The sequence below is a fragment of the Lentzea sp. NPDC092896 genome (genome assembly GCF_044754905.1).
Lineage (GTDB): Bacteria > Actinomycetota > Actinomycetes > Mycobacteriales > Pseudonocardiaceae > Lentzea.
Genome location: NZ_JBIVPX010000007.1, coordinates 25,048 through 48,082, shown reverse-complemented (window position 1 = coordinate 48,082; position 23,035 = coordinate 25,048). Strand labels below are relative to the sequence as shown.

Here is a 23,035-nt window from a genome sequence, read left to right as displayed (position 1 = left end):
AATCAGATGGCGCACAAGGGTGATCACGTGCCCACTCGGAGACAGTTCCTCGTTCTGAGCTCCACAGCAGCACTCACCAGTCTGCTGTCCGAGACTCCCGCGTCCGCAGCCGAAACCGCGCAGCCCTATGCGTCCTACTGGCACCCGGCGACGATCCTGAACTGGGATCCGTCGACCGACCGGGACGCGAAGTACAACCGCAGCACGGTGCCGCTCGCGAGACGCGTCGCTCCGGCCAGACCGGCCAACGCGCACGCCCGTCCAGGCGAGGCTCGGGTGCAGGCGCTCGTGGCGTACGCGCCGACGAGCAACAACCCCGCACAGGGCGCGCTCGACATGAACTACTACGCCACGAACTACTGGCAGTACATCGACGAACTGGTGTTCTGGGGTGGATCCGCGTCCGAGGGCCTGATCCTCGCTCCGAACCCGACCGTCACCGACGCCGCGCACCGCAACGGGGTCAGGGTGATCGGCAACGTGTTCCTCCCGCCGACCGCATACGGCGGCCAGATCCAGTGGGTCCGCGACTTCGTCAAACGCGACGGCGACCGGTTCCCGGTGGCGGACAAGATGATCCAGGTCGCACGCCACTACGGGTTCGACGGCTGGTTCCTCAACCAGGAGACCGCCGGCGGCAACACCCAGCTCGCCACCGACATGCGCGACTTCATCGTCTACTTGAAGAAGTCCGGGCTGCGGATCATCTGGTACGACGCGATGACCGACAGCGGCAGCGTCAGCTGGCAGAACGCCCTGACCGCGCGCAACCGGATGTTCTTCGAGCCGTCCGACGAGATGTTCATGAACTTCTGGTGGAGCACGCAGGGTCTCGCGAGTTCGGCCGCGCTGGCCCAGCAGATGGGCCGCAGCCCGTACGACCTGGCGTCCGGTGTGGACGTCGAGGCCAACGGCTACAACACCAGCGTCGGCTGGGCTTCGGTCTTCCCCGAGAACAAGCCGCACGTCACGTCGCTCGGCTTCTACCGTCCGGAGTGGACGTTCAAGTCGGCGAGCGGCCCCGCCGACTTCTACAGCCGGGACAACAGGTTCTGGGTCGGCCAGAACGGCGACCCGGCGAACACCACGACGACGTCGAACTGGAAGGGCATCGCCCACTACATCACCGAACTGACGCCGATCACGAGCCTGCCGTTCGTCACGAACTTCAACACCGGCCACGGCAGGAAGTTCGCGGTCGGCGGCACGGTCCGGTCGACCCAGGCCTGGAACAACCTGTCGCTGCAGGACGTCCTGCCGACGTGGCGGTGGAGCGTCACCGGCACCGGCACGAAGGTCACGCCGTCGCTCGACTGGGACGACCCGTACGACGGCGGCACCGCGCTGAAGATCACCGGGACCCCGCAGTCCGCCAACGACGTCCGGTTGTTCGCGACGTCGTTGCAGGTGACCGGCAACAGCCAGTTCGAGATCGTCCACCGCACCGGCACCGGCCCGTCGCGACTGCAGGCGGTCCTCCGGTTCGGCACCACGGAACAGGTCCTCGACCTCGGCGGGGTCAGCGGGGCGTGGCGGCGCAGCGTCTTCCCGCTCGGCGAGCACTCCGGCGCGACGCTCACGGAGATCTCGCTGCGGGTCCTGCCCGGCGCGGCCATCACCGCGCTGATCGGCCGGATCGGCGTGACGAACCCGGTCATGACGCCACCGGTCGCGCCGACCAACGTCCAGGTCGAGCAGGTGAGCCGCACCAACGCCACGACGGCATCGGCACGGCTCACCTGGACTCGTTCGCCCGGCACGATCAGGCAGTACCGGGTCTACAAGTGGACCGGTTCCGAACGGATCTTCCTCGGCGGCACGACGAACGACGCGTACTTCGTGCCGGCGATCCCGCTCAACTCGGGCGAGACCGCGCAGATCGAGGTCGAAGCGGTCAGCGAGGCGTTCGACGTCTCCTCACCGGCCACGATCTCGATCACTGGTACACCCTGACGTAGTCCAGCACCATGTCCTGCGGCAGCTGCGTCCCGGCCCCCGGCGGGCCGGGCCAGTCGCCGCCCACCGCGTTGTTGATGATGATGAAGAACGGGTGGTCGTAGACCCACGGGCCGCGCGTGGTTTCCAGCACGTTCCGGTCGACCGTGAAGAACCTGTTGCCGTCCACGGAGAACGTCATGTGGCTGGAGTCCCACTCCACCGCGAAGGTCCGGAACGCCGACGACGCCGGCTGGCCGAGCGCGAGCGGTGACCCGTAGCCGCCCGCGCCGAAGTAGGCGGGAGCGTGCAGGGTCGAGTAGACGGTGTTCGGTTCCTTGCCGACGTGTTCCATGATGTCGATCTCGCCGGTGTAGGGCCACGGCCTGCCCTGGTCGAAGAAGTCCGCGCCCAGCATCCAGAACGCCGGCCACAGCCCCTGCGTCGACGACACCTTGATCCGCGCTTCGACGCGGCCGTAGGTGAACTTGAACTTGCCGTAGGTGTTGAGCCGCGCGGACGTGTACTGGCAGGTCCCGCTGCCGCTCACCGGATCGACGGGGCACGCGCTGCCCGGCGTCACCTCACGACGGGCCTGCAACACCAGGTTGCCGTTGCCGTCGTGCCGGGCGTTGTTGTTGTTCGTGTAGTACTGCAGCTCGTTGTTCACGCCCGGACCGACCTCCGGCGTCCACTTCGAGGCGTCCGGTCCGGTGCCCGCGGGCGCGTTGAACTCGTCCGCCCACACCAGACGGCCGGGGAACGACGGGTTCGGCGGCAACGGCGGTGGCGTGATCGGCGCGCCGCCCGTGCCGTAGACCTGGAACTCCCACAGCGAGTAGCCGTAGCCGTTCGACCTGGCCGTGCCGTACATCCGCACGTACCGGCCGGTGCCGCTGACCGTCAGCGTCTCCTTGAACCCGCGACTCGCGGTGGTCGAGTAGATCTGGCGCCAGTTCGTGTTGTCGTCGGACACCTCGAGTCGGTAGGCGGTGGCGAACGCCGGATCCCACTGCAGCACGACCTTCGAGATCTGGGCGGTGGCACCGAGGTCGACGGAGATCCAGCCGGGGTCGACCCAGCCGTTCACCGGGCTCGTCGCCCAGCGCGAGGCGGGATCGCGGTCGAACGCCCTGGCCGGCGAGCACTGCCAGCAGTTCCCGTCGTCCTGGAACGTCGACGCGGCACCGGTCTTCCCGTAGGACAGCAGGGTTTCCCCGCCGTTGCCACCGTCCCTGGTGCCGAACACCTGGAACTCCCACAACGAGTAACCCCATTGCGTGGCCCGTTGGGTGAGGTCGAGTCGCACGTACCGGCCGGTACCGGTGACCGGAAGCGTTTCAGTCCCACCCGGTCCGGTCGTCGTTCGACGAAGTTCCTGCCAGCTGGTGCCGTCGGCGGAGATGCTGAGCGTGTACGCCCGCGCGCTCGCGGCCTCCCAGGCCAGCACGACCTGGTCGACCCTCGCGGACGAGCCGAGGTCGATCTGGATCCACTGCGGGTCGCTGAACGTGCTGGACCAGCGGGTTCCGGCGTCACCGTCGACCGCGGCCGTCGCGGCGAACGCGACGTTCTCGCTGCTGGACGCGGTGACGGGACGGTTCTGCGAGATCAGCGGACCGGCGGCGGAGGCCGGTACCGGGACGAGCAGAGCGGTCGCGACCATCGCCGCGACGAACAGAGGGAGTCTTCCGCGTTGAAGCCTTCCTGACATGAATGCTCCTGAGGCCGGAGAACGGGACGGCGGCGCGAGAGAGCGCTCTCTGGGACAGGAGTTCAGAGCCGAGAGTCAGGGCAGCGGGCGTGCCGTGTCAAGAAAACCGGTACTTCTGAACATTACTTGCGGATTGACGCCTGATTACGGGCTGCGCCATGCTCGATGGGCGTGAGAGCGCTCTCCCAATCCTGCTGCGGAGAGGAAAGCTTCAATGAGGAAGCCTTTGTTCCACATCGCCGCCGTCATCGGGCTGATAGCCACGGCTCTCAGCATTCCCGTTGCGGCACAAGGAGAACCTGTCCGCGTGGCCGAGTTCCTCGCGGAGTGCCCGATCAGCCACCGGCTGGCGGACGACCCGATCGTGCTGCCGAACCTGGCCGGTGCCTCGCACTTCCACGACTTCTTCGGCAACCACTCGACGAACGCCCGGTCCACCCAACAGTCACTGGAGGGCCAGACGGGCAACTGCAACCCGGCCGCGGACATCTCGTCCTACTGGGTGCCGACGCTGTACCGCGACAACACGGCGATCGCACCGACCGGGGTCACCTTCTACTACCTCGGCGAAGGCGTGAACAACCCGGCGGCGATCCAGCCGACGCCGTACGGGTTGAAGATCGTCGCGGGCAACGCGAAGGCCACGGGCGATGCCGACAGCATCGCGCGCTGGTCCTGCCTGCACGCCGGACACGTCAACCCGTCCAAGAACTTCGTGACCTGCCCGGCGGGCACGATGCTCGAGACCTACCTGGACTTCCCGCAGTGCTGGGACGGCCGCAACCTCGACTCGGCCGACCACAAGTCCCACATGTCCTACCCGGTCGCGGGCGGCTGCCCGTCGAGCCACCCCGTGTCCGTGCCCAAGCTCCGGATGGTGCTCAGGTATCCGGTCAGCGGCAGCACCGCCGGACTGCGACTCGCTTCCGGTACAGGGCAAACGATGCACGGTGACTTCTTCAACGTGTGGCCGCGCGCCGAGATGGAGCGCCGCGTCCGCAACTGCATCAACGTGGTGATCAAGTGCGACCACGCCGGCAACCACGGTTGACGGTTCTCCTGCTGGCAGGCCTTCTCGCGGCCTGCCAGCAGGCTCCACCACCGCAGCCACCACCACCCTCGACTCCCCAGAACGGTTACGGCGCAACGGAACGGGCGTTCGTCGAGCTCGCCATCGCCACCGACGAGCAGGCGCTCAAGCTGCTCGACCTGACGGAGAACGCCTCGCTCAAGGAGAACCGGAACATCGAGCTCACCGAGCTGAGGAAGCTGCTCGACGCGCCGTACGTGAACAACCATGCCGGGCACGACATGCCCGGCATGCCGACGGATGCCGAGATCCAGCTCGCCTCGACCAGTCCGGACGCCTTGAAGCAGTTCGTCCGCACGCACCTCACCGAGTCGCTGGAGGTCGTGCGCTCGGCCGGTTCCGCGATCACCCACCCGCCGACCGCCGAGGTGGTCAAGCTGATGGAACGCCACCGCACCGCGGAACTGGCGGCCGGGTGAAGCGCGTGACGCTGGAGGAGGTGGCCCGCGTGGCCGGAGTGTCGCGCGCGACCGCGTCGAGAGTGGTCAACGGCGCCTCCAGCGTCGACGAGTCGCTCCGGCACGCCGTGCAGAAAGCCATCTCCAGCACCGGTTATCTGCCGAACATCGCCGCGCGGTCGCTCGTCACGCGCCGGGCGGACGCGATCGGGCTGCTGCTGCCCGACGAACGCCGGATGGACGGCGACCCGCACCTCGCGAGCGTCGTCAGCGGCGTCACCAGGGTCGTGCGGCCGCTCGGCGTCCACCTCGTGCTGATGATGACCGGGCCGGGCACCCGCGAGCAGGCGATGAGCGACCTGCGGTGCGGACGGCTGGACGGCGTGATCCTCGTGCACACCGATCCGGCGGATCCGGTGCCCGGTCAGCTGATCGCGGCCGGATTGCCCGTCGTGCTGGCAGGCCGCCCGCTCAAGCCGATGCCGATCACCTACGTCGACGTGAACCAGACGGCCGGCGCCGCACTGGCCGGCCGAAGGCTCAGGTCGTTGCAGTGCAACAGGATCGCGACGATCACCGGCCCGCAGGACACCCCGGCGGGCCAGGACCGGCTCGCCGGGTTCCTCGCCGAGGTGCCGGACGCCGTGGTGGTGCACGGCGACTTCACCCGGCAGTCCGGCGTGGCCGCGATGGAAAGGCTGATCGCGTGCTGCCCCGACGTCGACGGCGTGTTCATCGCCTCGGACCTGATGGCGAACGGCGCGATCCCCGTGCTGCACCGCAGCGGCCGCAAGGTTCCCGGCGACGTGGCGATCGTCGGGTTCGACGACAGCAGCGCCGCGCTGACGTCCGAACCCGAGCTCACGACCGTGCGCCAGCCGATCAGCGAGATGGCCGCGGAGATGGCACGTCAGCTGCTGCGCCAGATCAGCGAGCCGCGCACCCCCGTCACGTCGGTGGTCTTCGAACCGTCCCTGGTGGTGCGGGACAGCGGCTGATCACGTGGTGCGCACGCGCACCGGCATGGTCCTGGCGATCGCCCACGTCCCGGCCAGCGCGACCAGGAACGCCGCCACGGACACCAGGTGCCACCCGGAGCCCAGCAACACCGGCAGGTTCGGGATGAACGGCAGGTTGCCCGATCCGGGGATCCCCGCGGTCGTGACGGCCACCAGCGGCAGGACGATCGGGATCGAGAAGACCCCGCCCGCGCCGAACCGGTCGAACGCCGCCGCGCAGAACATGCCGGCCGCAGACCACACCAGGAACATCAGGAAGTACGCGACCGGTGCGGCGTGCTCGTCGGACCGCCAGTCCATCAGCGAGTAGATCCCACTCTCGACGAGGAACCCGAGCCAGCCGAACACCGCCATCCCGAGCGCGAGCGCGAAGGCGAACGCGGAAGCTGCGGCCAGGAACTCCCGGCGCGTGCGGCCGTGCGCGACGGCGATCGGCAGCAGGTTGTGGATCAGGTAGATGCCCACCCAGAACAGGAACCAGCGCGCGATCTGCGACATCACCACGTTCCACGCGCTGAGCTCGACGCGGGTGAAGGCGTCGACCGCGAACGGCGTCACGACGGCCAGCGCGAAGGCCCCGGCCGCGATCAGCAGGCAGAACACGCCGACCGAGGTCGTCAGGTGCCGGAAGATCTTCACCGCTTGCCTCCGACCGGGTCGGTGAGGTGGACGAACATGTCCTGCAACGCGATCGGGCCGAGCTCCAGGCCGAGCCCGCGGGCGCGGATCAGCTGGTCGTCGTCAAGGGCGCCGTAGACCATCGCGGCCTTGGTGCGCCCCAGCGACTTCTCGCTGAGCACGGTCAACGCCGCGGTGAACTCGTCGACGTCGGAGGCGTTCCCGGTGACCTCGGTACCGCGCGAGCGCAGCACGTCGGCCTCCTCCTGCAGCACCAGCCGGCCGCTGTCGATGATCAGGACCTCCTCCAGCAGCGAGGCGAGTTCCTCGATGAGATGGGTGGAGATGATGATCGTGCGCGGGTGCTCCATGAAGTCGTTGAGCAGCGCGTCGTAGAACGCGTAGCGGGTCGGCGTGTCCATGCCGAGGTGCGACTCGTCCAGCATCGTCAGCGGTGAGCGGCTGGCGAGCCCGATCACGACGCCGAGCGCGGACCGCTTGCCCAGCGACAGTGCGCCGACCTTGGTCTTCAGGCCGATCCCGAACAGCTCGGCGAGCTCCAGCGCGTACTCGTCGTCCCACGTGTCACGCCAGGCCGCGCCGTACTCCAGGACGTGCGAGACCTTGTCGCCCTTGTCCGCGGCGTCGGCGGAGTGCCGGACCAGGCACACCTGACGCATCGCGGCGGCGTTCTCGAAGACCGGCAGGCCGTCGAGCTGAACGGATCCTGAAGCCTTGCGGTAGCCGGCGAGCGCCGACATCAGGCTGGTCTTGCCGGAGCCGTTGCGGCCGAGCAGTCCGTAGATCTTGTTGCCGGACAACGAGAAGCTCATGTCGTCGACGGCCGTCATGTTGCCGTAGCGCACTGATAGGCCCTGCACGTCGACCCGCATCACACGCCCCCGTTGTTCTCGTGCTGTTCGATCCGGCGGATGACCTCGGCGAGCGGAATGCCGATGGCGCGCGCCTCCGCGACCATCGGGTCCACGACCTCGCCGAAGAAGCTCTCCCGCCCCTGTGCCCGCAGCATGTCGCGAGCCATCGTGCTCACGAACATCCCGATCCCCCTCTTCTTGTAGAGCACCTGCTCGTCCACGAGCTGCTGAAAGGCCTTCGCGGCCGTCGCCGGGTTGATCCGGTAGTAGGCGGCGTACTGGTTGGTCGACATGACCTGCTCGTCCGCCTTCAACGCCCCGCTGAGCACGTCCGCCTTGATCCGGTCGGCGATCTGCCGGTAGATCGGGCTCCGGTCGTCGAACACGGCCTTAGTTCCTTGGTTCGTTACTCATGTAATGAACCATAGCAGTGACGGCGTAGCATCGACCAGGTGGTCGGGGTCGCGATTCTGTGCGCGGTGCTCGCGGCCGGGTGCAGCGCGCTCGGTGCGATGTGGCAGCACGCCGGGGTGCGGGAGACGACCGATCTGAAGCTGACCTCGGCGCTCCAGCTCGTGCGGTCACGCCGCTGGGTCTACGGGTTCCTGGTGCTCTTCGCGTGCGCTGTTCTGCAGATCGTCGCGCTGGCACTGGCCCCGGTGTCGGTGGTCGCGCCGCTGAACGCGCTGGCCATCCCGATCATCGCGGTGACGCGGGCGCGGCGGCTGACCGGACTGCTCGCCGTGGCGGTGCTGGTGACGACGGCCGGGATCGTGGTGTTCGTGTCCATCACGGCAGGCGCGGCGGTGCCGACCGAGGTGTCGCCGAAGGTGGCGCTGCAGGCAGGACAACTGGTCGTCGCGGGCGTGCTGGTGTGCGTCGTGGCGGCGACGTTCACCGCGGACGCCGTACGGGCGCTGGCGCTCGCCGTGGGCGCCGGGATCGCGTACGGACTGGTCGCCGTGCTGGTCAGAGACGTGACGACCGCTCTGCCGCTGATCGAATGGTTCTCGCTCGGCGGGTTGGTCGTCGCCTTCCTGACCGGGGCGTGGTTCATCCAGCTCGGGTACGCCGCCGGGCCGCCGGACCTCGTCGTGGCCGGGCAGACCGTCGTGAACCCGATCGTCGCCGCGTGGATCGGCATCAAGCTGCTCGGCGAGGGCACCGGCATGAGCGCGCTGACGCAGGCCGGCCTGGTGATCAGCGCGGTCGTCGCGGTGTCCGGCACCATCGTGCTGGCCTACTACCACCGTGCCAGAGTGACGGCATGACCTTCGTCGTCACGGGTGGCAGTGGATCGCTGGGCAGGCACGTCGTCGCCGCGTTGCCGGGGGCTCACTCCGTTTCCCGGTCCACCGGAACGGATCTGTTGCGCGGCACGGGGTTGAACGCTCTGCGCGCGGACGTGGTGGTGCACTGCGCGACGTCGTTCCGGCACGAGGTCCAGATGGCGCGGGCGGTGCTGGCCGCGAAGCCCGCGCACCTGGTGTACATCTCGATCGTCGGCTGCCACGAGGTGCCGCTCCCCTATTACAGGCAGAAGCTCGCCGCCGAACGGGTGATCATCGATTCCGGTGTGCCGCACACGATTCTGCGGGCGACGCAGTTCCACTCGTTGCTGCGCAAGATGTTCGACGGCGCCTCGAAGCTGCCGCTGATGGTCGTGCCGGGGTTCCGCTTCCAGCCGGTCGACGAGGCCGAGGTCGGCCTGGAACTGGCCTCGCTGGCCCAGGCGCCACCGGCAGGCAAGGCACCCGAGATGGGCGGGCCGGAGATCCGCGAAGCCGTCGACTTCGCGCGGACGTACCTGGCCGCAACGGGAAAGCAGCGCAGGCTCGTGCCGTTGAAGGTGCCCGGAGCGACGTATCGCGCCTACCGCGCGGGCGGGAACCTGGCTCCCGGCCGCGCGGTGGGCGAGCGAACGTTCGAGGACTACCTCACGTGAGTTCGCGTCGGCCGAACGACCGACTTGAAGGCGAACTCACCGCCGTCTGCGGAGCAGCGGCCGTCAAGCACGGATAGAGGCCGGCCTGAGGTCGGTCCAGTTCTCCTCGACGTAGGCCAGGCACGCCTCGCGGCTCTCCTCGCCGAAGACCTTGGTCCACCCGGCGGGCACCTCCGCGAACACCGGCCACAGCGAGTGCTGCTGCTCTTCGTTGACCAGCACGAAGAAACGGCCTTCCGGGTCCTCGAACGGGTTGGTCATGACGAGTCCTTCCTGGATGGAACTACTTGACTGCCTGGAGCTTCGGTTCTGCCTGCTGCTGGGCGACCCGGCGCAGCACCGAGTCAAGGATCTCGCCGACGCGCACCGCCGTGTTCGACAGCAGCGACGACGTGATGCCGTGCGTGTGTTCGGTGCCGCCCTGCAGGTAGATGCCGCCGCGCAGGCCGTCGTCCGTGACGACGCGGTAGTCGCGGGTCACCTTCAACCGGCCGCGCTCGTCGCGTTCGCAGTGGCCGGCGAGGTCGCCGAGCAGCCTCACCGGGTTCGCCGGACGGTAGCCCGTCGCGTAGACGATCACGTCGGCGTCGATCGGCAACTGCCCGCCGTCGGCGAGCGACTCGACCACGCACTTGCCGTCGGCGGTCACGTCGGTGAGCTTGGAGGTGTTGTGCAGCAGCAACCTCTGCCGGCCGACGACCTTCTCCCGGTACACCCGCCGGTACAGCTCCTCGATCAGGTCGCCGTCGACCACGCCGTAGTTCGTGTTGGCGTGGTAGCCCATCAGCCTCTGCTTGACCTCCTCCGGCGCGGAGTAGAAGTCGTCCACCGCGGCGGGGTCGAAGATCCGGTTCGCGAACGAGCTGTCGTCGGCGGGGCTGTAGCCGTACCGCGCGAAGACGCCGTGCACCTCGGCCTGCGGGAAGCGGTCGTGGAAGAACGCCACCGCCTCGGCCGCGCTCTGGCCGGCGCCGACCACGACGACCTGGCGCGGGTCCTTCAGGGTGTCGACGCGGGTGAGCAGGTCCTTGTTGTGCCAGATCCGGTCGCCCGTCTCGACACCGTCCGGCAGGTTGGCCTCGAGACCGGTCGCGAGCACCAGGTTGCGGGCCCTGACCTGCTGGTCGCCGACGGCGAACTCGAAGCCCTCGGCACAGGTCCGCACCTGCGAGACCTCGGCGCCGTAGGAGACGTGGTGCCCGACCCGTTCGGCGGCCCACTCGAAGTAGTCGTGGAACTCCTTGCGCAGCGGGAAGAGGTTCTTGTGGTTGACGAAGTCGATCAACCGCCCGCGGTCGCGCAGGTAGCACAGGAAGCTGAACTCGCTGGTGGGGTTGCGCAGCGTGACCAGATCCTTGAGGAAGGACACCTGCATGGTGGCGTCCTCGAGGAGCATCCCCCGGTGCCAGCCGAACCGCTGCTGCCTCTCGAAGAAGCGAGCCCTGACAGGCAGCTCGTGTTCCTCCACGGCGATCGCGAGAGCGAGGTTGGACGGCCCGAAGCCTATTCCGGCCAGGTCTAACACCGGTTCCATCGCGATCCTCTCCTGGCACTCCTTGGCGTAAAGTAACCCTAACTTAACTAAGGCATGCCTTAGCTAGTGCATTCGGACGTGATCTACGCCGCTGGATCGGTGTTCAAGCCGCGACATGGAACCGGCCCGGTCGCTGTGGGGGCGCAGAGATTCCACAACGACCGGGCCGGAGACTGGGTTGAGCTGGGATTACGTCCGCGATCGGGTGATCAGGTCGCGGAACCACTGCGCGCTCTGCTTCAAAGTGCGCTCCTGCGTCTCGTAGTCGACGCGGACGATGCCGAACCGCTTGGCATAGCCGTAGCCCCACTCGAAGTTGTCCATGAGCGACCACGCGAGGTAGCCGCGCACGTCCGCACCTGCGCGCACGGCCTCCGCCACGGCGCCGATGTGCGACTTCAGGTACTCGACGCGGTCGGTGTCGGCGACGTAGCCGTCCTCGACGTCGAGGTCGTCGAAGGCCGCGCCGTTCTCGGTGATCACCATCGGCACGCCGTAGTCCTGGTGCAGGCGGACCAGCAGTGCCGTGAAGCCCTCGGGAACGATCTCCCAGTCCATCGCCGTGACCGGACGGCCCTGGGGCACCACCTCGGACACGGCCGGGTCGTCGGTCGCCTTGTGGACGTGCGAGGTGTAGTAGTTCACGCCGAAGACGTCCAGCGGCGTCGAGATGATCTCCAGGTCGCCGGGGCGGACCGGGATCTCGGCACCGCGTGCGGCGATGTCGACCAGCACGTCCTCCGGATACCGCCCGTGCACCAACGGATCCATGTAGATCCGCGTGCCCAGGCCGTCCGCACGACGGGCCGCGTCCACGTCGCGCGGGTCGTCCGACGCGGCCGTGTGGGTGCCCATGTTCAGCGTGATGCCCAACGACGCCACGCCACGCGTCCTCAGCTCCTGCGCGGCCAGGCCGTGCGCCAGCAGGAGGTGGTGGGTCGCGCGCATGGCCTCGGCGAAGTTCGTGCGGCCCGGCGCGTGCCTGCCGGTGTCGTAGCCGAGCATCGCCGAGCACCACGGCTCGTTCAGCGTCGTCCACGTCGGCACCCGGTCGCCCAGCGCGTCGTGCACCAGGCCCGCGAACTCGGCGAAGCGGTAGGCGGTGTCGCGGTGCGGCCAGCCGCCCGCGTCCTCCAGTTCCTGCGGCAGGTCCCAGTGGTAGAGCGTCAGCCACGGATCGACGCCCTTCTCCAGCAGCTCGTCCACGAGCCGGGAGTAGAAGTCGACGCCCTTGGCGTTCACCGGACCGCGGCCGCCGGGCTGGATGCGCGGCCACGACACGGAGAAGCGGTACTTGTCCACGCCCAGGCGCGCGATCATCGCCACGTCGGACGGCATGCGGTGGTAGTGGTCGCAGGCGACGTCACCGTTCTCGCCGTTGAAGACAGCACCGGGGCGGCGGGAGAAGGTGTCCCAAATGGACAGTGTCCGGCCGTCCTCGTCGTACGCGCCCTCGATCTGGTACGCCGAGGTGGCGACGCCCCAGAAGAAGTCCGCGGGCAGGCCTGAGGTGATGTCAGACATGAACGCCCTCCAGCCAGCACGCCACGCGACGGCGTTCCTCGACGACCTCCAGCGACGGCATCCGCTCCCCGCAGACGTCCATCGCGGACGGGCAGCGCGGGTGGAACGGGCAGCCCGAAGGCATCGACCGCAGGTCCGGCGGCGAGCCCGGAATGCCCTTCAGCTCACGGCGCGGGCCGCGCAACGCCGGGAACGACCCCAGCAGGCCCTGGCTGTACGGGTGCTTGGCGGCGCGGTAGATCTCGCCCGCCGGCGCCTCCTCGACGACGCGCCCGCCGTACATGATCGCGATGCGGTCGGAGAACTCGACCAGCAGCGAGATGTCGTGGGTGATGAAGATGACCGAGAAGCCGAGCGTCTCGCGCAGCCGCATCATCTGACCGAGGATCTGCCGCTGCACCACCACGTCCAGCGCGGTCGTCGGCTCGTCCATGATCACGATCTCGGGTTCCAGCGCGAGCGCCATCGCGATCATCACGCGCTGCCGCATGCCGCCGGAGAGCTGGTGCGGGTACGAGCCCAGCCGGTCGACCGGGATGCCGACGAGCGACAGGAGCTCACGGCCGCGCGCGGTCCGTTCCGGGCGCTTCATCTGCGGCCGGTGCGTACGCAGCACGTCGTCGATCTGCGTGCCGACCGAGATGACCGGGTTCAGGGCGTTCATCGCGCCCTGGAACACGATCGCGATCTCGTTCCAGCGCAGCACCTGCAACTGCTTGTCGGTGAGCGACAGCAGGTCCTGGCCCTTGAACAGCACCTCGCCGGACGGCACCTTGCCCGGCACCTGGAGCAGCCGGGTGGCGGCGTAGGCCAAAGTGGACTTGCCGCTGCCGCTCTCCCCCGCGAGCCCGAGCACCTCGCCCGCGTTCAGCGTCAGCGAGACGTTGTGCACGGCTCGCAGGTTGCCGTAGTCCACCGAGAGATCGCGGATCTCCAGCACCGGGCTCATGCGCGCACCTTCCGCAGGCGGGGATTCGCGTACTCGTCGATCCCGAAGTTGATCAGAGCCAGTGCCGTGCCCAGCAACGCGATGCACAGCCCGGCGGGGACGAACCACCACCACGCGCCCAGGCCGAGCGCCTGGTTGCTCTGCGCCCAGAACAGGATCGTGCCCCAGTTCCAGGTCGACAGCGAGATCACGCCGACGAACGACAGGGTGATCTGCAGCATGACCGCGAAGATCACCGTGCCGACGAAGCCGGAGCCGATGACGGCCAGCAGGTTCGGGAGCACCTCGAACACGATGATGCGCCAGGTCCGTTCACCGGACGCCCGCGCGGCCTCCACGAAGTCCCTGCGCCGCAACGACATCGTCTGAGCCCGCAGGATCCGGGCGCCCCACGCCCACGCCGTCAGGCTGATCACCCCGGCGATCAGGACCGTGTCCGCCGACGGCAGCATCGAGGCCACGATGATGATCAGCGGCAGCGCCGGGATCACCAGGAAGACGTTGGACAGCATGGACAACGCCTCGTCGGCCGCGCCGCCGAGGAACCCGGCGGTCACCCCGACCAGGATCGACAGGAACGTCGCCAGCACACCGCAGACCAGCCCGACGACCATCACTCCCCTGGTGCCCACGAGCACCTGGGAGAAGATGTCCTGCCCGGTCATGGTCGTGCCGAACCAGTGCGCGCCCGAGGGCGGCGACAGCAGGTCGTCGCTCATCGCGGACGGGTCGTACGGCGCGATCCACTCGCCGATCACCGCGATCAGCGTGAAGAAGGCCAGAATGCCGAGGCCCAGCTTGGTCTTGAAGTTCATCGGAGTCTCAGCCCTCCCGCCGCGTGCGCGGGTCCAGCAGCAGGTAGCCGATGTCCGCGAGCAGGTTCGCCACCAGCACCGCCAGTGTGATCACCAGGAACACTCCCTGCATCAACGGGTAGTCCTTCGCGCCGATGCCCTGGAACAGCACGTAACCGAGGCCCGGGTAGGAGAACACCATCTCGACCAGCAGGGCGCCGCCGACGATGAAACCCAGCGACAGCGCGAAACCGGAGATCGACGGCAGCACGGCGTTGCGTGCGGCGTAGGCGAACATGATCCGCTTCTGCGTGAGTCCCTTGGCCCGTGCGACGAGCACGTAGTCCTCCGCCGTCACGGTCACCATCATGTTGCGCATGCCCAGGATCCAGCCGGCCACCGAGCTCACGATGATCGTGATGCCGGGCAGCACCGCGTGCTCCAGCATGCTGCCGATGAACTCGCCGGAGAACTCCGGCACCAGCCCCGGCGCGTAGCCGCCGGACGCCGGGAGCAGTGGCCACGTCACGGAGAACAGCGAGATCGCGATCAGCCCGAGCCAGAAGTACGGGATCGACGACAGGAACGTCGTGACCGGGATCAGGTTGTCCATCCACGACCCGCGCTTCCACCCCGCGTAGACGCCCAGCAGGGTGCCGAGCAGGAACGCGATGACCGTGGTGACACCGACCAGCCCGAGCGTCCACGGCATCGACTGCGAGAGCACGTCGGCGACCGGGGTCGGGAAGAAGGTGAACGACAGCCCGAGATCGCCCTGCAGCAGGGAACCCCAGTAGTCGACGTACTGCTCCCAGATCGACTTGTCGTCGTCCAGCCCGAAGAGGATGTACAGCGACGCCATCGCGTCGCTGTTCAACCGCCCGCCGAGCTTGGTGATCATCGCCTGCACCGGGTCGCCGGGCAGAAAGCGCGGCAGCAGGAAGTTCGCCGTGATCGCCGCCCACAGGGTGACCAAGTAGAACAGCGCACGACGTAGCAGGAAGGTCATGCCGCCGCCTCCGCGTACAACCAGCACGCCGCCCAGTGCCCGTAGGAGTCGACCTCGGTGCGCGGTGGTGCCTGGGTCCAGCACCGCTCCTGCACCTTCGGGCAGCGCGCGGCGAACTGGCAGCCGGTGGAGATCTGCGCGACCTCCTCCAGCGGCGCGTCCAGCGCGAGCACCGACCGTTCCGGGTCGGGCGCGGACTCGATCAGCAGCTGCGTGTACGGGTGGGCGGGCCGCTGCGTCACGGACTCGCTCTCGCCGCCCTCGACGATCTGCCCGCCGTACATCACGAACGTCTCGTCCGCGAAGTAGCGCGCCGACGCGATGTCGTGCGTGATGTAGAGGACCGCGAGCTTGAGCCGTTCCTTCAGGTCCAGCAACAGGTTCAGCACGCCGAGCCGGATGGAGACGTCCAACATGGACACCGGCTCGTCGGCGAGCAGCACCTCGGGGTTGGCCGCGAGCGCCCGTGCGATCGCGACGCGCTGCCGCTGACCGCCCGACAGCTCGTGCGGGTACCGCGCGGCGAAGTCGGTGGGCAGGTTCACCCGTTCCAGCAGCTCCTCCACCGTCTCCGACCGCTTGTGGATCTTCAGCGGCCGGGTCAGGTGGTAGCGGATCGTGTGGATGGGGTTGAGGGACGCGAAGGGGTCCTGGAACACCATCTGGACCTTGCGCCGGTACTCCCGGACCCTTCGCACCTTCTCGCCGTCCAGCAGGATCTCGCCGGAGGTGGGTTCCACGAGCCGCGCGAGCAGCTTCGCCACCGTCGACTTGCCCGATCCGGATTCGCCGACGAGGGCGGTCACGCGCCCGCGGCGCAGGACGATGGAAACGTCCTGCACCGCGCGCACGCGCTTGTAGGTCTTGACCAGACCCTTCGCTTCAAGCGCGACTTCATTCATTTAAGATCCCGCGGGCTTCAGCTTCATGACGATCTGCAGGGCGTTGGGCAGGGTGGCCTGCGGCGGACCGTACGGGTCCTCCTCGGAGGGCCAGCCGACCCAGTTCTTCGTGCTGTACTCCGCGCCGATCGGGCCGGCGGAGGTCGGGATCATCGGCACCTGTTCGACCATGATCTTCTGCAGCACCGCGAGGGCCTTGGCCCGCGCCGCGTCGTCCGCCGCGTTCGCGTACTCGGCCAGCGCGGTGGTCGCCTCGGGGTTGTTGTAGCGCCCGAAGTTCACCGCCGCGGTCTGCCCGGCCGGCTTGATCTCCGCGCCGTCCATGATGTTCTGGTACATCTCGTACGGCGTCGCGCCGGTGTTGGTCCAGCGCAGCGAGCCCTGGAACGCGCCGTTGGCGAAGTCGGTCGTCCACGCGTCCGCGGTCTGCGTGCGCACGGTCGCCTCGATGCCGATCTTCTTCAGGTCGCCCTTGATGATGTCGAGCACCGTCAGGTAGTCGGACCAGCCGGACGGGTTCGTGAGCTCGATGGTGACGGCCTTGCCGTCCGGAGCCTTGAGCACGTCGCCCTCGAGCTTGAAGCCGGCGGCGGTGAGCTTCTGCTTCGCCCCGTCGACGTCGATCTTGAACTTCGCGTCCTTGTACTCCGGCGCGAGGAACGAGTCACCGGCGGGCAACGGCATGCCGGTCTTCGACTCGAGCTTCGGGAAGAGCTTGGCCTCACCCTTGACGAAGATCGCCTCGCGGTCGATCACGTCGCTCATCGCGGAGCGCAGCGCGGCGTTGTCGAACGGCGCGACCGTCGTGTTCAGCCACAGACCGTGGATGCCGAGACCGGCCGGGAACCAGAGCTTGTGGTTCGCCGGGTCCTTGTCGACGTAGAGCTTCTGGTAGTCCGGGATGAAGACGTACGACCACTGGCTCGCGCCCGACGCCAGCGCGGTGGTCTGCGCCGTGTTGTCGTTGTACGAGGTGTACTGGATCTCCGGAACCTTGGGGAGTTCCTGCCAGTACTCGGCGCGCCGCGCGATCGTGACGGTCTGCGAGGTGAACGACTTCAGCTCGTACGGACCGGTGCCGACGGGCTTCGGGTTCGTGTAGGTCGTCGGGTCGGGGACGGTGCTCCAGACGTGCTGCGGGATCACCATCGCGGAGATGACCTTGTTGCGGTTCACGAACTGCGGGCTCGCGAACGACACCTCGACCTTGCCGTCCGAGGTCGCCGTGGCGGTCTCGACCTTGAGCGAGTCGCGGTTGTTGAGCGCCGGCCACTTCTTCAGGATCTCGTACGAGAAGGCGACGTCAGCGGCCGTGAGCGGCTTGCCGTCGGACCACTTCACGTTCTCCCGGATCGTGAAGGTGACCTTCTTGTAGTCAGGCGTCCAGTCCCACTTGGTGGCGAGCCACGGCACCGGGTCCTGAGCCGGGCGCGTGTTGTTCACGAACGCGAGCGGCTCGTAGATCTGGTAGCGGTAGCCGAGCGACCCCGCCGCCGACGTGGGCAGGAACGGGTTGTGGTTCTCGGTCAGCGGCCCGTTGGGCATGCCCACGGTCAGCACTCCGGCAGCCTTGGTGGCGCCACCAGAGGAGCAACCGGTCGCCGCGAGCGCCAGTGCTAGCGCGACGATGACTGTTCTGCGCATGGGGGAATCTCCCGATACGACGGAGCATGAGAGCGCTCTCTCATGCGTACGGCGAACTCGCCAGACCTTTGGCAGGCCCGGCGTGTTCGTTTCAGTTGTGGTGGAGCAGGGTGAGTCAGGGCGCGGATTCGCGCACGATCAACGAGGTCGGCAGCACCAGCGGGTGGTCGGGCATCGGCTGTCCCTCGAGCGTGGAGAGCAGCATCCGCGCGGCGGCGGCACCCATCTCCTGCAGCGGCTGGCGGATCGTCGTCAGCCGGGGTTCGGTGTGTCCCGCGACCGGGACGTCGTCGAAGCCGACCACGGACACGTCGTCGGGGACGACGCGGCCGGCTTCCCGCAGTGCTCGCAGCACACCGACCGCCGAGAGGTCGTTCTGCGCGAACACGGCGTCGAACGGGATTCCACTCGCGACGAGCTTGTCCACGGCGACTTCACCACCTTCCGTGGTGAAGTCGCCGTCGACCACGAGGTCCGGGTGCAGCGTCAGGCCCGCTTCCGCCAAAGCGAGCCGGAACCCGTCCAGCCTCGCCTGAGTGCACCCGAAGTGCGGTGGTCCGGTGACGACGGCGAACCTGCGGCGGCCTGCCGCGACGAGATGCCTCGCGACATCCGCGCCTCCCTGCCGGTTCGTCGTCGTCACCGAAGGGAACTCCGGGTGCGAGCCGCGGTCGTCGATCATGACGACCGGCAGGCCCGCCCGGTAGAGCGTGGAGATGTAGTGCAGGGCGTCCGGGGGCTCGACGACCAGCAGGCCGTCGAAAGCGTTGGCGGACACGTGGTTCGCGAACTGGTTCAGCGACTCGGGTCCGCGGTTCAGCGTGTAGAGCAGGAGGCCGTAGCCGTCGGCTTCGAGCGTGTCGACGATGCCCTGCAGCACCTCGCCCATCCACGGCCAGGTGAGCGACGGCGCGAGCATGGCGACAGTCCTCGTGCGACCCCGCGCCAGACCCACGGCACGGGCGCTCGGCACGTAGCCGATCTCGTCGATGACCTTGCGAACTCGTTGCGCGGTAGAGGCGTCCACGTCCGGCTTACCGTTCAGCACACGTGACACGGTCGCTTTGGACACCTGGGCGCGTTGGGCGACCTCTGCGATCGTGACACGCATGCCGAACTTCCTTCCGCCGCCTCCTGAAACCGGTTTCGGTACCGGTTCCGACGAGGTGTGACGGAGTCAACAGCCTGACGTGAGTATTAGTCAAGACTCTTGCCGGAAGTTCGTGAGAGCGTTTCCACAGCCCGGTGCATCGACGCAGGTAGAACACTGTCGGGCGACCTGAAATGAGACACCTTGATCGATACCAGGTTCCGTGTTTCGTTGCACCGAACGGAGTATTCGTCGCGTCTCGGCTGATCGTGCACAATCAGGTGCATGGGGGTTGTGACAGCGGTCAGCCGCAACGAGGAGTACACGTTCACAAAGCCGACACGGGAGAGCATTACCCTGCTCGCCGGTCTCGGCGTCGAGGGCGACGTCCACCAGGGCGTCACGGTCAAACACCGGTCGCGGATGGCGCAGGACCCGACCCAGCCGAACCTGCGCCAGGTGCACCTGATGCACGCCGAGCTCTTCGACGAGCTGCGGGACAAGGGCCACGCCGTGGAGCCCGGCCAGATCGGCGAGAACGTCACCACGCGGGGCATCGACCTGCTCGGCCTGCCCACGGGAACGTTGCTGCACCTGGGTTCCGAGGCCGTGGTCGAGGTGACCGGGCTGCGCAACCCGTGCCTGCAGATCGACGGGTTCTCCAAGGGGCTGCTCAAGGAGGTCGTGGGCAAGGGTCCCGACGGCGAGCTGATCCGGCGCGCGGGGATCATGTCGGTCGTGCTCGTGGGCGGCGTCGTCCGGCCAGGTGACGAGATCCGCGTCGAGCTGCCCGCGCAGCCGCACCGCCCGCTGGAGAAGGTCTAGTCGTTGCCGAAGTGGTCGTCGAGGATCACCGAGATCGTTCTCGGCGCCTCGACGACCGCGAGATGCGCGGCGTCCCCGACGACGTAGAGCTCCGAGTCCGGCAGGTCGTCCGCGATGTGCCGGACGAGTTCCGTGGGCGTCGCGTGGTCCTGCGCCGCCGCGATCACGACGGTCGGCACGTCGATCTTCGGCAGGTCCGGCCGCAGGTCCATGTCCCGGACGGCCTCGACGCAGGCGAGGTACGACGGCAGGTGTGCCCTGAGCAGCTCGGCGCGGTAGTGCTCGACGACGGCGGGAGCGCAGGTCGGCGTGAACCACCGGGAGACCACCGAGTCCGCGACGGATTCCATCCCGTGTGAGCGCAGCAGTGCGATGCGTTCGTCCAGCCTGGCCTTGTCCGGCACCCACGCGGTGGTGCACACCAGGGCCAGCCGGGAGATCCGGTCGGTGTGCGCGGCCAGCCACATGCCGACCATGCCGCCGAGGGACACGCCGCAGTAGTACACCTGGCGCAATCCCAAGTGGTCCAACAGTTCCACGACGTCGTGTGCCAGGTCTTCGATCGTGCACGGGCCTTCGACGGGCGCACTGCCGCCGTGGCCGCGGTGGTCGAAGCGCAGCAGGCGGAAGGGCAGCGAGAACTCGCGCCACAGTCCGGTCGTCGTGCCGAGCGCGTTGCCGAGCACGAGCACCGGCGCGTCCTGCGGCCCGGTCAGCGTGTGGTGCAACACGGCGTCACCTCCTCGCTGTGCCCCGACATCGCGAGTCTGCCTGGGCTTTTGCCCGTCCGCACGACGAATCCGGCGGACGGCGGCACACGTACCGACAACCACCGGCCTGGCCCCCGCCGAAACACTGTTACGGGGAGCAGAATGGTGACCTGCCGCCGCCACCGACCTCACCGGGAAGCCGATGAACTCCGTTGCTCCGTTCGCACACGAGGCCCTGTTCTACCGAGACGAGGACACCTTCCTCTCCGGTACGGCCAGATTCGTGACGGAGGGTGCCGACAGGGGCGAACCGGTGCTGGTGGCGGTGCCGGAGGCGCGCATCGCCCTGCTGCGCGCACGCCTGGGCGAGGCGGCGGACCAGGTCCACTTCATCGACATGACCGAGGCCGGCCGCAACCCCGGCCGGATCATCCCCGGCGTGCTGATGGCGTTCAGCGCGAGCACGCAGGGCCGCTTCCGGATGGTCGGCGAACCGATGTGGCCCGGCCGCACCGAACTCGAGTACCCGGCGTGCGTGCAGCACGAGGCACTGATCAACACGGCGTTCGAGGGCAGGCAGGGCGTCATCCTGTGCCCGTACGACGCGGCGGCGTTGCCCGGCCGCGTGCTGGAGGACGCGCGGCGCACCCATCCCGTGGTGATCGACGGCGAGCGGCGGATGGCGAGTGAGTGGTACACCGACCCGACGGGCCTGGCCGACATCTACAACGTGCCGCTGCCACCGCCGCCTGCCGACGCCGAGCAGCACCCGTTCACCGTCGGCACGCTCGCGCACATGCGCAAGGTCGTGTCGGCCTACGCGCACTGGCTGCGCCGCGAACAGGTCGAGGACCTGATGCTGGCGGTGAACGAACTCGCGACGAACAGCATCCTGCACGCGTCCGGGCGCGGGGTGCTGCGGATGTGGCGCGAGGGCGACACCGCGGTGTGCGAGGTGAGCGACGAAGGTGCCGGCTTCCCGCCGTCGTTCACCGGCCTGTCCGGCTTCGGAATCGTGATGGTGAACCTGTTGTGTGACCTGGTTCGCACCCACACGAGTCACAGCGGTACCACCGTTCGAGTGTACTTGGGCCGGTAGAGAGTCACCGCCATCTCATCGCAATGCGCACGACACGAGGACCTGTTTTCCTTGCACGGATATGACAGACCACCTCTCCCCCCTTGACATCGCTTTCCTCGCAATGGAAGGCGACAGCAACCCGTTGCACCTCGGCGCGGTGGCGAGCTTCGCACCGTCCACTCCGGTGCATCCGGCCCGCATCGCCGCCGTGCTGTGCGAACGGGCGCAAGAGATTCCGCGCCTGCGCCAGCGCGCCCGCACCTCGATGTTCGGCGGCGCGCGCTGGGTGGAGGACCCCGGCTTCGCGCCGGAGGACCACGTCTTCACGCACCACGTGCGCGGCCGCGATCGGTTCGCCACCTTGGTGTCGCACCTCATGGCGCAGCCGCTCGACCTCGCGCGCCCGCCGTGGGAGCTGCACGTCATCACCGGCCTCGCGGGCGGCAGGTTCGCCGTCGTCGCGAAGCTGCACCACTCGCTGTGCGACGGCATGAAGGCCGTTGGCCTGGGAATTCAGCTCTTCGACCCGTCCCGGCTGTCCATTCCGGACGCTCCGGAGCCCGTGGTGAAGTCGATCATCCCGTCCATCCCGTCGCTGCGCGGGATCAAGGACACGTTCGACATCGCCTCCTCGGTGCTGATGAACACGCGCCCGCCGACGCTGAACTCGCCGGTGCTCACCGCGTCCACCCGGCCACGCCGCGTGGTGATGTCGCGCCTGGATCTCGCGGACGTGCACCGAATCCGGCGCGCGCACGGCGGCACGGTGAACGACGTGCTGCTCGCCCTGGTCACGGGTGCGTTGCGGCACTGGCTTTCCGCGCACGGCAGCGCCGGCCCCGACTCGGTCGTGCGCGCCCTGATCCCGGTTAACCAGCGCTCACGCTCCGGCGACGGCGCCTCGGGCAACCAGATCTCCGGTTTCCTGGTCGCGCTGCCGGTCGGCGAGGCGGACCCGGCGGAACGCCTCAGGAACATCCGCGCGCAGATGGAGTCGGCGAAGGCCGCCGGTCCGGACCGAGGCGCCGGCGCGCTGCCGTTGCTCGCCGACAAGGTGCCGCCGCTGGTGCACCGCCTGGCCGCGCCGGTGATGGGCCGCTGCGCTCCCCTGCTGTTCGACACACTGGTCACCTCGGTGCCGCTGCCGTCCGTACCGCTCGCCCTGGACGGCGCCGCGTTGTGCGAGATGTACCCGGTGGCGCCGGTCGCACCCGGCCACGCCGTCGGCATCGCGCTGTCGGTGTACCGCAACTCCGTGCACGTCTGCCTGAACACGAACCAGTCGTGGATGTCGGACGCCCAATGGCTCGACGGAGTGCTGCGCCGAGAGCTCGTCGCGTTGCAGGAGACCCGCGAGCTGGTGGGTTTGCCGAGGTAGA

23 protein-coding genes are annotated in these 23,035 nt (G+C 68.3%); 9 read left to right on the top strand and 14 right to left on the bottom strand.

Features of this window, described 5'->3' with window-relative positions:
- The first annotated feature begins 27 nt into the window (after nt 1–27).
- Nucleotides 28–1,953, top strand: coding sequence for a hypothetical protein (locus tag ACIQF0_RS30565; protein ID WP_401035026.1), 1,926 nt, complete (start codon nt 28–30; stop codon nt 1,951–1,953).
- Here ACIQF0_RS30565 and ACIQF0_RS30560 read toward each other — a convergent pair.
- Nucleotides 1,937–3,649, bottom strand: coding sequence for a discoidin domain-containing protein (locus ACIQF0_RS30560; protein ID WP_401035024.1), 1,713 nt, complete (start codon nt 3,647–3,649; stop codon nt 1,937–1,939). The genes ACIQF0_RS30565 and ACIQF0_RS30560 overlap by 17 nt on opposite strands.
- Before the next feature lie 214 nt (nt 3,650–3,863).
- On the opposite strand from ACIQF0_RS30560, the gene ACIQF0_RS30555 reads away from it, so the two are divergent.
- The 3 genes from ACIQF0_RS30555 to ACIQF0_RS30545 are packed head-to-tail and all read left to right on the top strand — an operon-like array spanning nt 3,864 to nt 6,135.
- Complete coding sequence (locus ACIQF0_RS30555; protein WP_360035004.1) at nt 3,864–4,700, top strand: DUF1996 domain-containing protein; 837 nt, start codon at nt 3,864–3,866, stop codon at nt 4,698–4,700.
- Nucleotides 4,697–5,158, top strand: coding sequence for a hypothetical protein (locus tag ACIQF0_RS30550; RefSeq protein WP_401035022.1), 462 nt, complete (start codon nt 4,697–4,699; stop codon nt 5,156–5,158). Before ACIQF0_RS30555 ends, ACIQF0_RS30550 begins: the two co-directional genes overlap by 4 nt.
- Nucleotides 5,159–5,163: 5 nt before the next feature.
- A complete protein-coding gene (locus ACIQF0_RS30545; protein ID WP_401035020.1) occupies nt 5,164–6,135 on the top strand; it encodes a LacI family DNA-binding transcriptional regulator in 972 nt (323 codons plus the stop codon).
- Here ACIQF0_RS30545 and ACIQF0_RS30540 read toward each other — a convergent pair whose 3' ends face one another.
- The 3 genes from ACIQF0_RS30540 to ACIQF0_RS30530 are packed head-to-tail and all read right to left on the bottom strand — an operon-like array spanning nt 6,136 to nt 8,035.
- Nucleotides 6,136–6,795 (bottom strand): hypothetical protein, encoded by a 660-nt coding sequence (locus ACIQF0_RS30540; protein WP_401035018.1) that lies wholly within the window; start codon nt 6,793–6,795, stop codon nt 6,136–6,138.
- A complete protein-coding gene (locus ACIQF0_RS30535; RefSeq protein ID WP_401035015.1) occupies nt 6,792–7,667 on the bottom strand; it encodes an ATP-binding cassette domain-containing protein in 876 nt (291 codons plus the stop codon). The genes ACIQF0_RS30540 and ACIQF0_RS30535 overlap by 4 nt, the downstream gene beginning before the upstream one ends.
- Nucleotides 7,667–8,035 (bottom strand): GntR family transcriptional regulator, encoded by a 369-nt coding sequence (locus ACIQF0_RS30530; RefSeq protein WP_360035017.1) that lies wholly within the window; start codon nt 8,033–8,035, stop codon nt 7,667–7,669. The genes ACIQF0_RS30535 and ACIQF0_RS30530 overlap by 1 nt, the downstream gene beginning before the upstream one ends.
- Nucleotides 8,036–8,101: 66 nt before the next feature.
- Here ACIQF0_RS30530 and ACIQF0_RS30525 point away from each other — a divergent pair, with 66 nt between their 5' ends.
- Nucleotides 8,102–8,920, top strand: coding sequence for a hypothetical protein (locus tag ACIQF0_RS30525; protein WP_401035012.1), 819 nt, complete (start codon nt 8,102–8,104; stop codon nt 8,918–8,920).
- On the top strand, nt 8,917–9,594 hold the full coding sequence (locus ACIQF0_RS30520) for an SDR family oxidoreductase (protein WP_401035009.1): 678 nt from the start codon (nt 8,917–8,919) through the stop codon (nt 9,592–9,594). The genes ACIQF0_RS30525 and ACIQF0_RS30520 overlap by 4 nt, the downstream gene beginning before the upstream one ends.
- Nucleotides 9,595–9,657: 63 nt before the next feature.
- Here the strand turns inward: ACIQF0_RS30520 and ACIQF0_RS30515 are convergent, their stop codons facing one another.
- The 9 genes from ACIQF0_RS30515 to ACIQF0_RS30475 all read right to left on the bottom strand — a co-directional run bounded on the left by ACIQF0_RS30515 (nt 9,658) and on the right by ACIQF0_RS30475 (nt 19,061).
- A complete protein-coding gene (locus ACIQF0_RS30515; protein ID WP_401035006.1) occupies nt 9,658–9,855 on the bottom strand; it encodes an MbtH family protein in 198 nt (65 codons plus the stop codon).
- Nucleotides 9,856–9,877: 22 nt separating this feature from the next.
- A complete protein-coding gene (locus ACIQF0_RS30510; RefSeq protein ID WP_401035004.1) occupies nt 9,878–11,128 on the bottom strand; it encodes a lysine N(6)-hydroxylase/L-ornithine N(5)-oxygenase family protein in 1,251 nt (416 codons plus the stop codon).
- Between the two features lie 189 nt (nt 11,129–11,317).
- Entirely contained in the window at nt 11,318–12,652 is a 1,335-nt protein-coding gene (locus ACIQF0_RS30505) for a GH1 family beta-glucosidase (protein ID WP_401035002.1), read from the bottom strand.
- Nucleotides 12,645–13,601, bottom strand: coding sequence for an ABC transporter ATP-binding protein (locus ACIQF0_RS30500; RefSeq protein WP_401034999.1), 957 nt, complete (start codon nt 13,599–13,601; stop codon nt 12,645–12,647). The genes ACIQF0_RS30505 and ACIQF0_RS30500 overlap by 8 nt, the downstream gene beginning before the upstream one ends.
- Nucleotides 13,598–14,416 carry an ABC transporter permease gene (locus ACIQF0_RS30495; RefSeq protein ID WP_093604263.1) on the bottom strand — a complete coding sequence of 273 codons (819 nt, stop codon included), beginning with the start codon at nt 14,414–14,416 and terminating at the stop codon, nt 13,598–13,600. The genes ACIQF0_RS30500 and ACIQF0_RS30495 overlap by 4 nt, the downstream gene beginning before the upstream one ends.
- Nucleotides 14,417–14,423: 7 nt before the next feature.
- Nucleotides 14,424–15,404 carry an ABC transporter permease gene (locus ACIQF0_RS30490; RefSeq protein WP_401034997.1) on the bottom strand — a complete coding sequence of 327 codons (981 nt, stop codon included), beginning with the start codon at nt 15,402–15,404 and terminating at the stop codon, nt 14,424–14,426.
- A complete protein-coding gene (locus tag ACIQF0_RS30485; protein ID WP_401034995.1) occupies nt 15,401–16,306 on the bottom strand; it encodes an ABC transporter ATP-binding protein in 906 nt (301 codons plus the stop codon). Before ACIQF0_RS30485 ends, ACIQF0_RS30490 begins: the two co-directional genes overlap by 4 nt.
- On the bottom strand, nt 16,307–17,950 hold the full coding sequence (locus ACIQF0_RS30480; protein WP_360035043.1) for an ABC transporter substrate-binding protein: 1,644 nt from the start codon (nt 17,948–17,950) through the stop codon (nt 16,307–16,309).
- A gap of 115 nt (nt 17,951–18,065) precedes the next feature.
- Nucleotides 18,066–19,061, bottom strand: coding sequence for a LacI family DNA-binding transcriptional regulator (locus ACIQF0_RS30475; protein ID WP_093604271.1), 996 nt, complete (start codon nt 19,059–19,061; stop codon nt 18,066–18,068).
- A 264-nt stretch (nt 19,062–19,325) separates the two neighbouring features.
- Here ACIQF0_RS30475 and ACIQF0_RS30470 point away from each other — a divergent pair, with 264 nt between their 5' ends.
- Nucleotides 19,326–19,865: an MOSC domain-containing protein gene (locus ACIQF0_RS30470; protein ID WP_360035046.1), complete on the top strand. Its 540-nt coding sequence runs from the start codon at nt 19,326–19,328 to the stop codon at nt 19,863–19,865.
- Here the strand turns inward: ACIQF0_RS30470 and ACIQF0_RS30465 are convergent.
- Complete coding sequence (locus ACIQF0_RS30465; protein ID WP_360035049.1) at nt 19,862–20,596, bottom strand: alpha/beta fold hydrolase; 735 nt, start codon at nt 20,594–20,596, stop codon at nt 19,862–19,864. The genes ACIQF0_RS30470 and ACIQF0_RS30465 overlap by 4 nt on opposite strands.
- A gap of 181 nt (nt 20,597–20,777) precedes the next feature.
- Between ACIQF0_RS30465 and ACIQF0_RS30460 the strand changes: the two genes are divergently transcribed.
- A complete protein-coding gene (locus ACIQF0_RS30460; RefSeq protein WP_401034991.1) occupies nt 20,778–21,674 on the top strand; it encodes an anti-sigma factor RsbA family regulatory protein in 897 nt (298 codons plus the stop codon).
- 61 nt (nt 21,675–21,735) lie between these two features.
- Nucleotides 21,736–23,034: a wax ester/triacylglycerol synthase family O-acyltransferase gene (locus tag ACIQF0_RS30455; RefSeq protein WP_401034988.1), complete on the top strand. Its 1,299-nt coding sequence runs from the start codon at nt 21,736–21,738 to the stop codon at nt 23,032–23,034.
- The last annotated feature ends 1 nt before the right edge of the window (nt 23,035 follow it).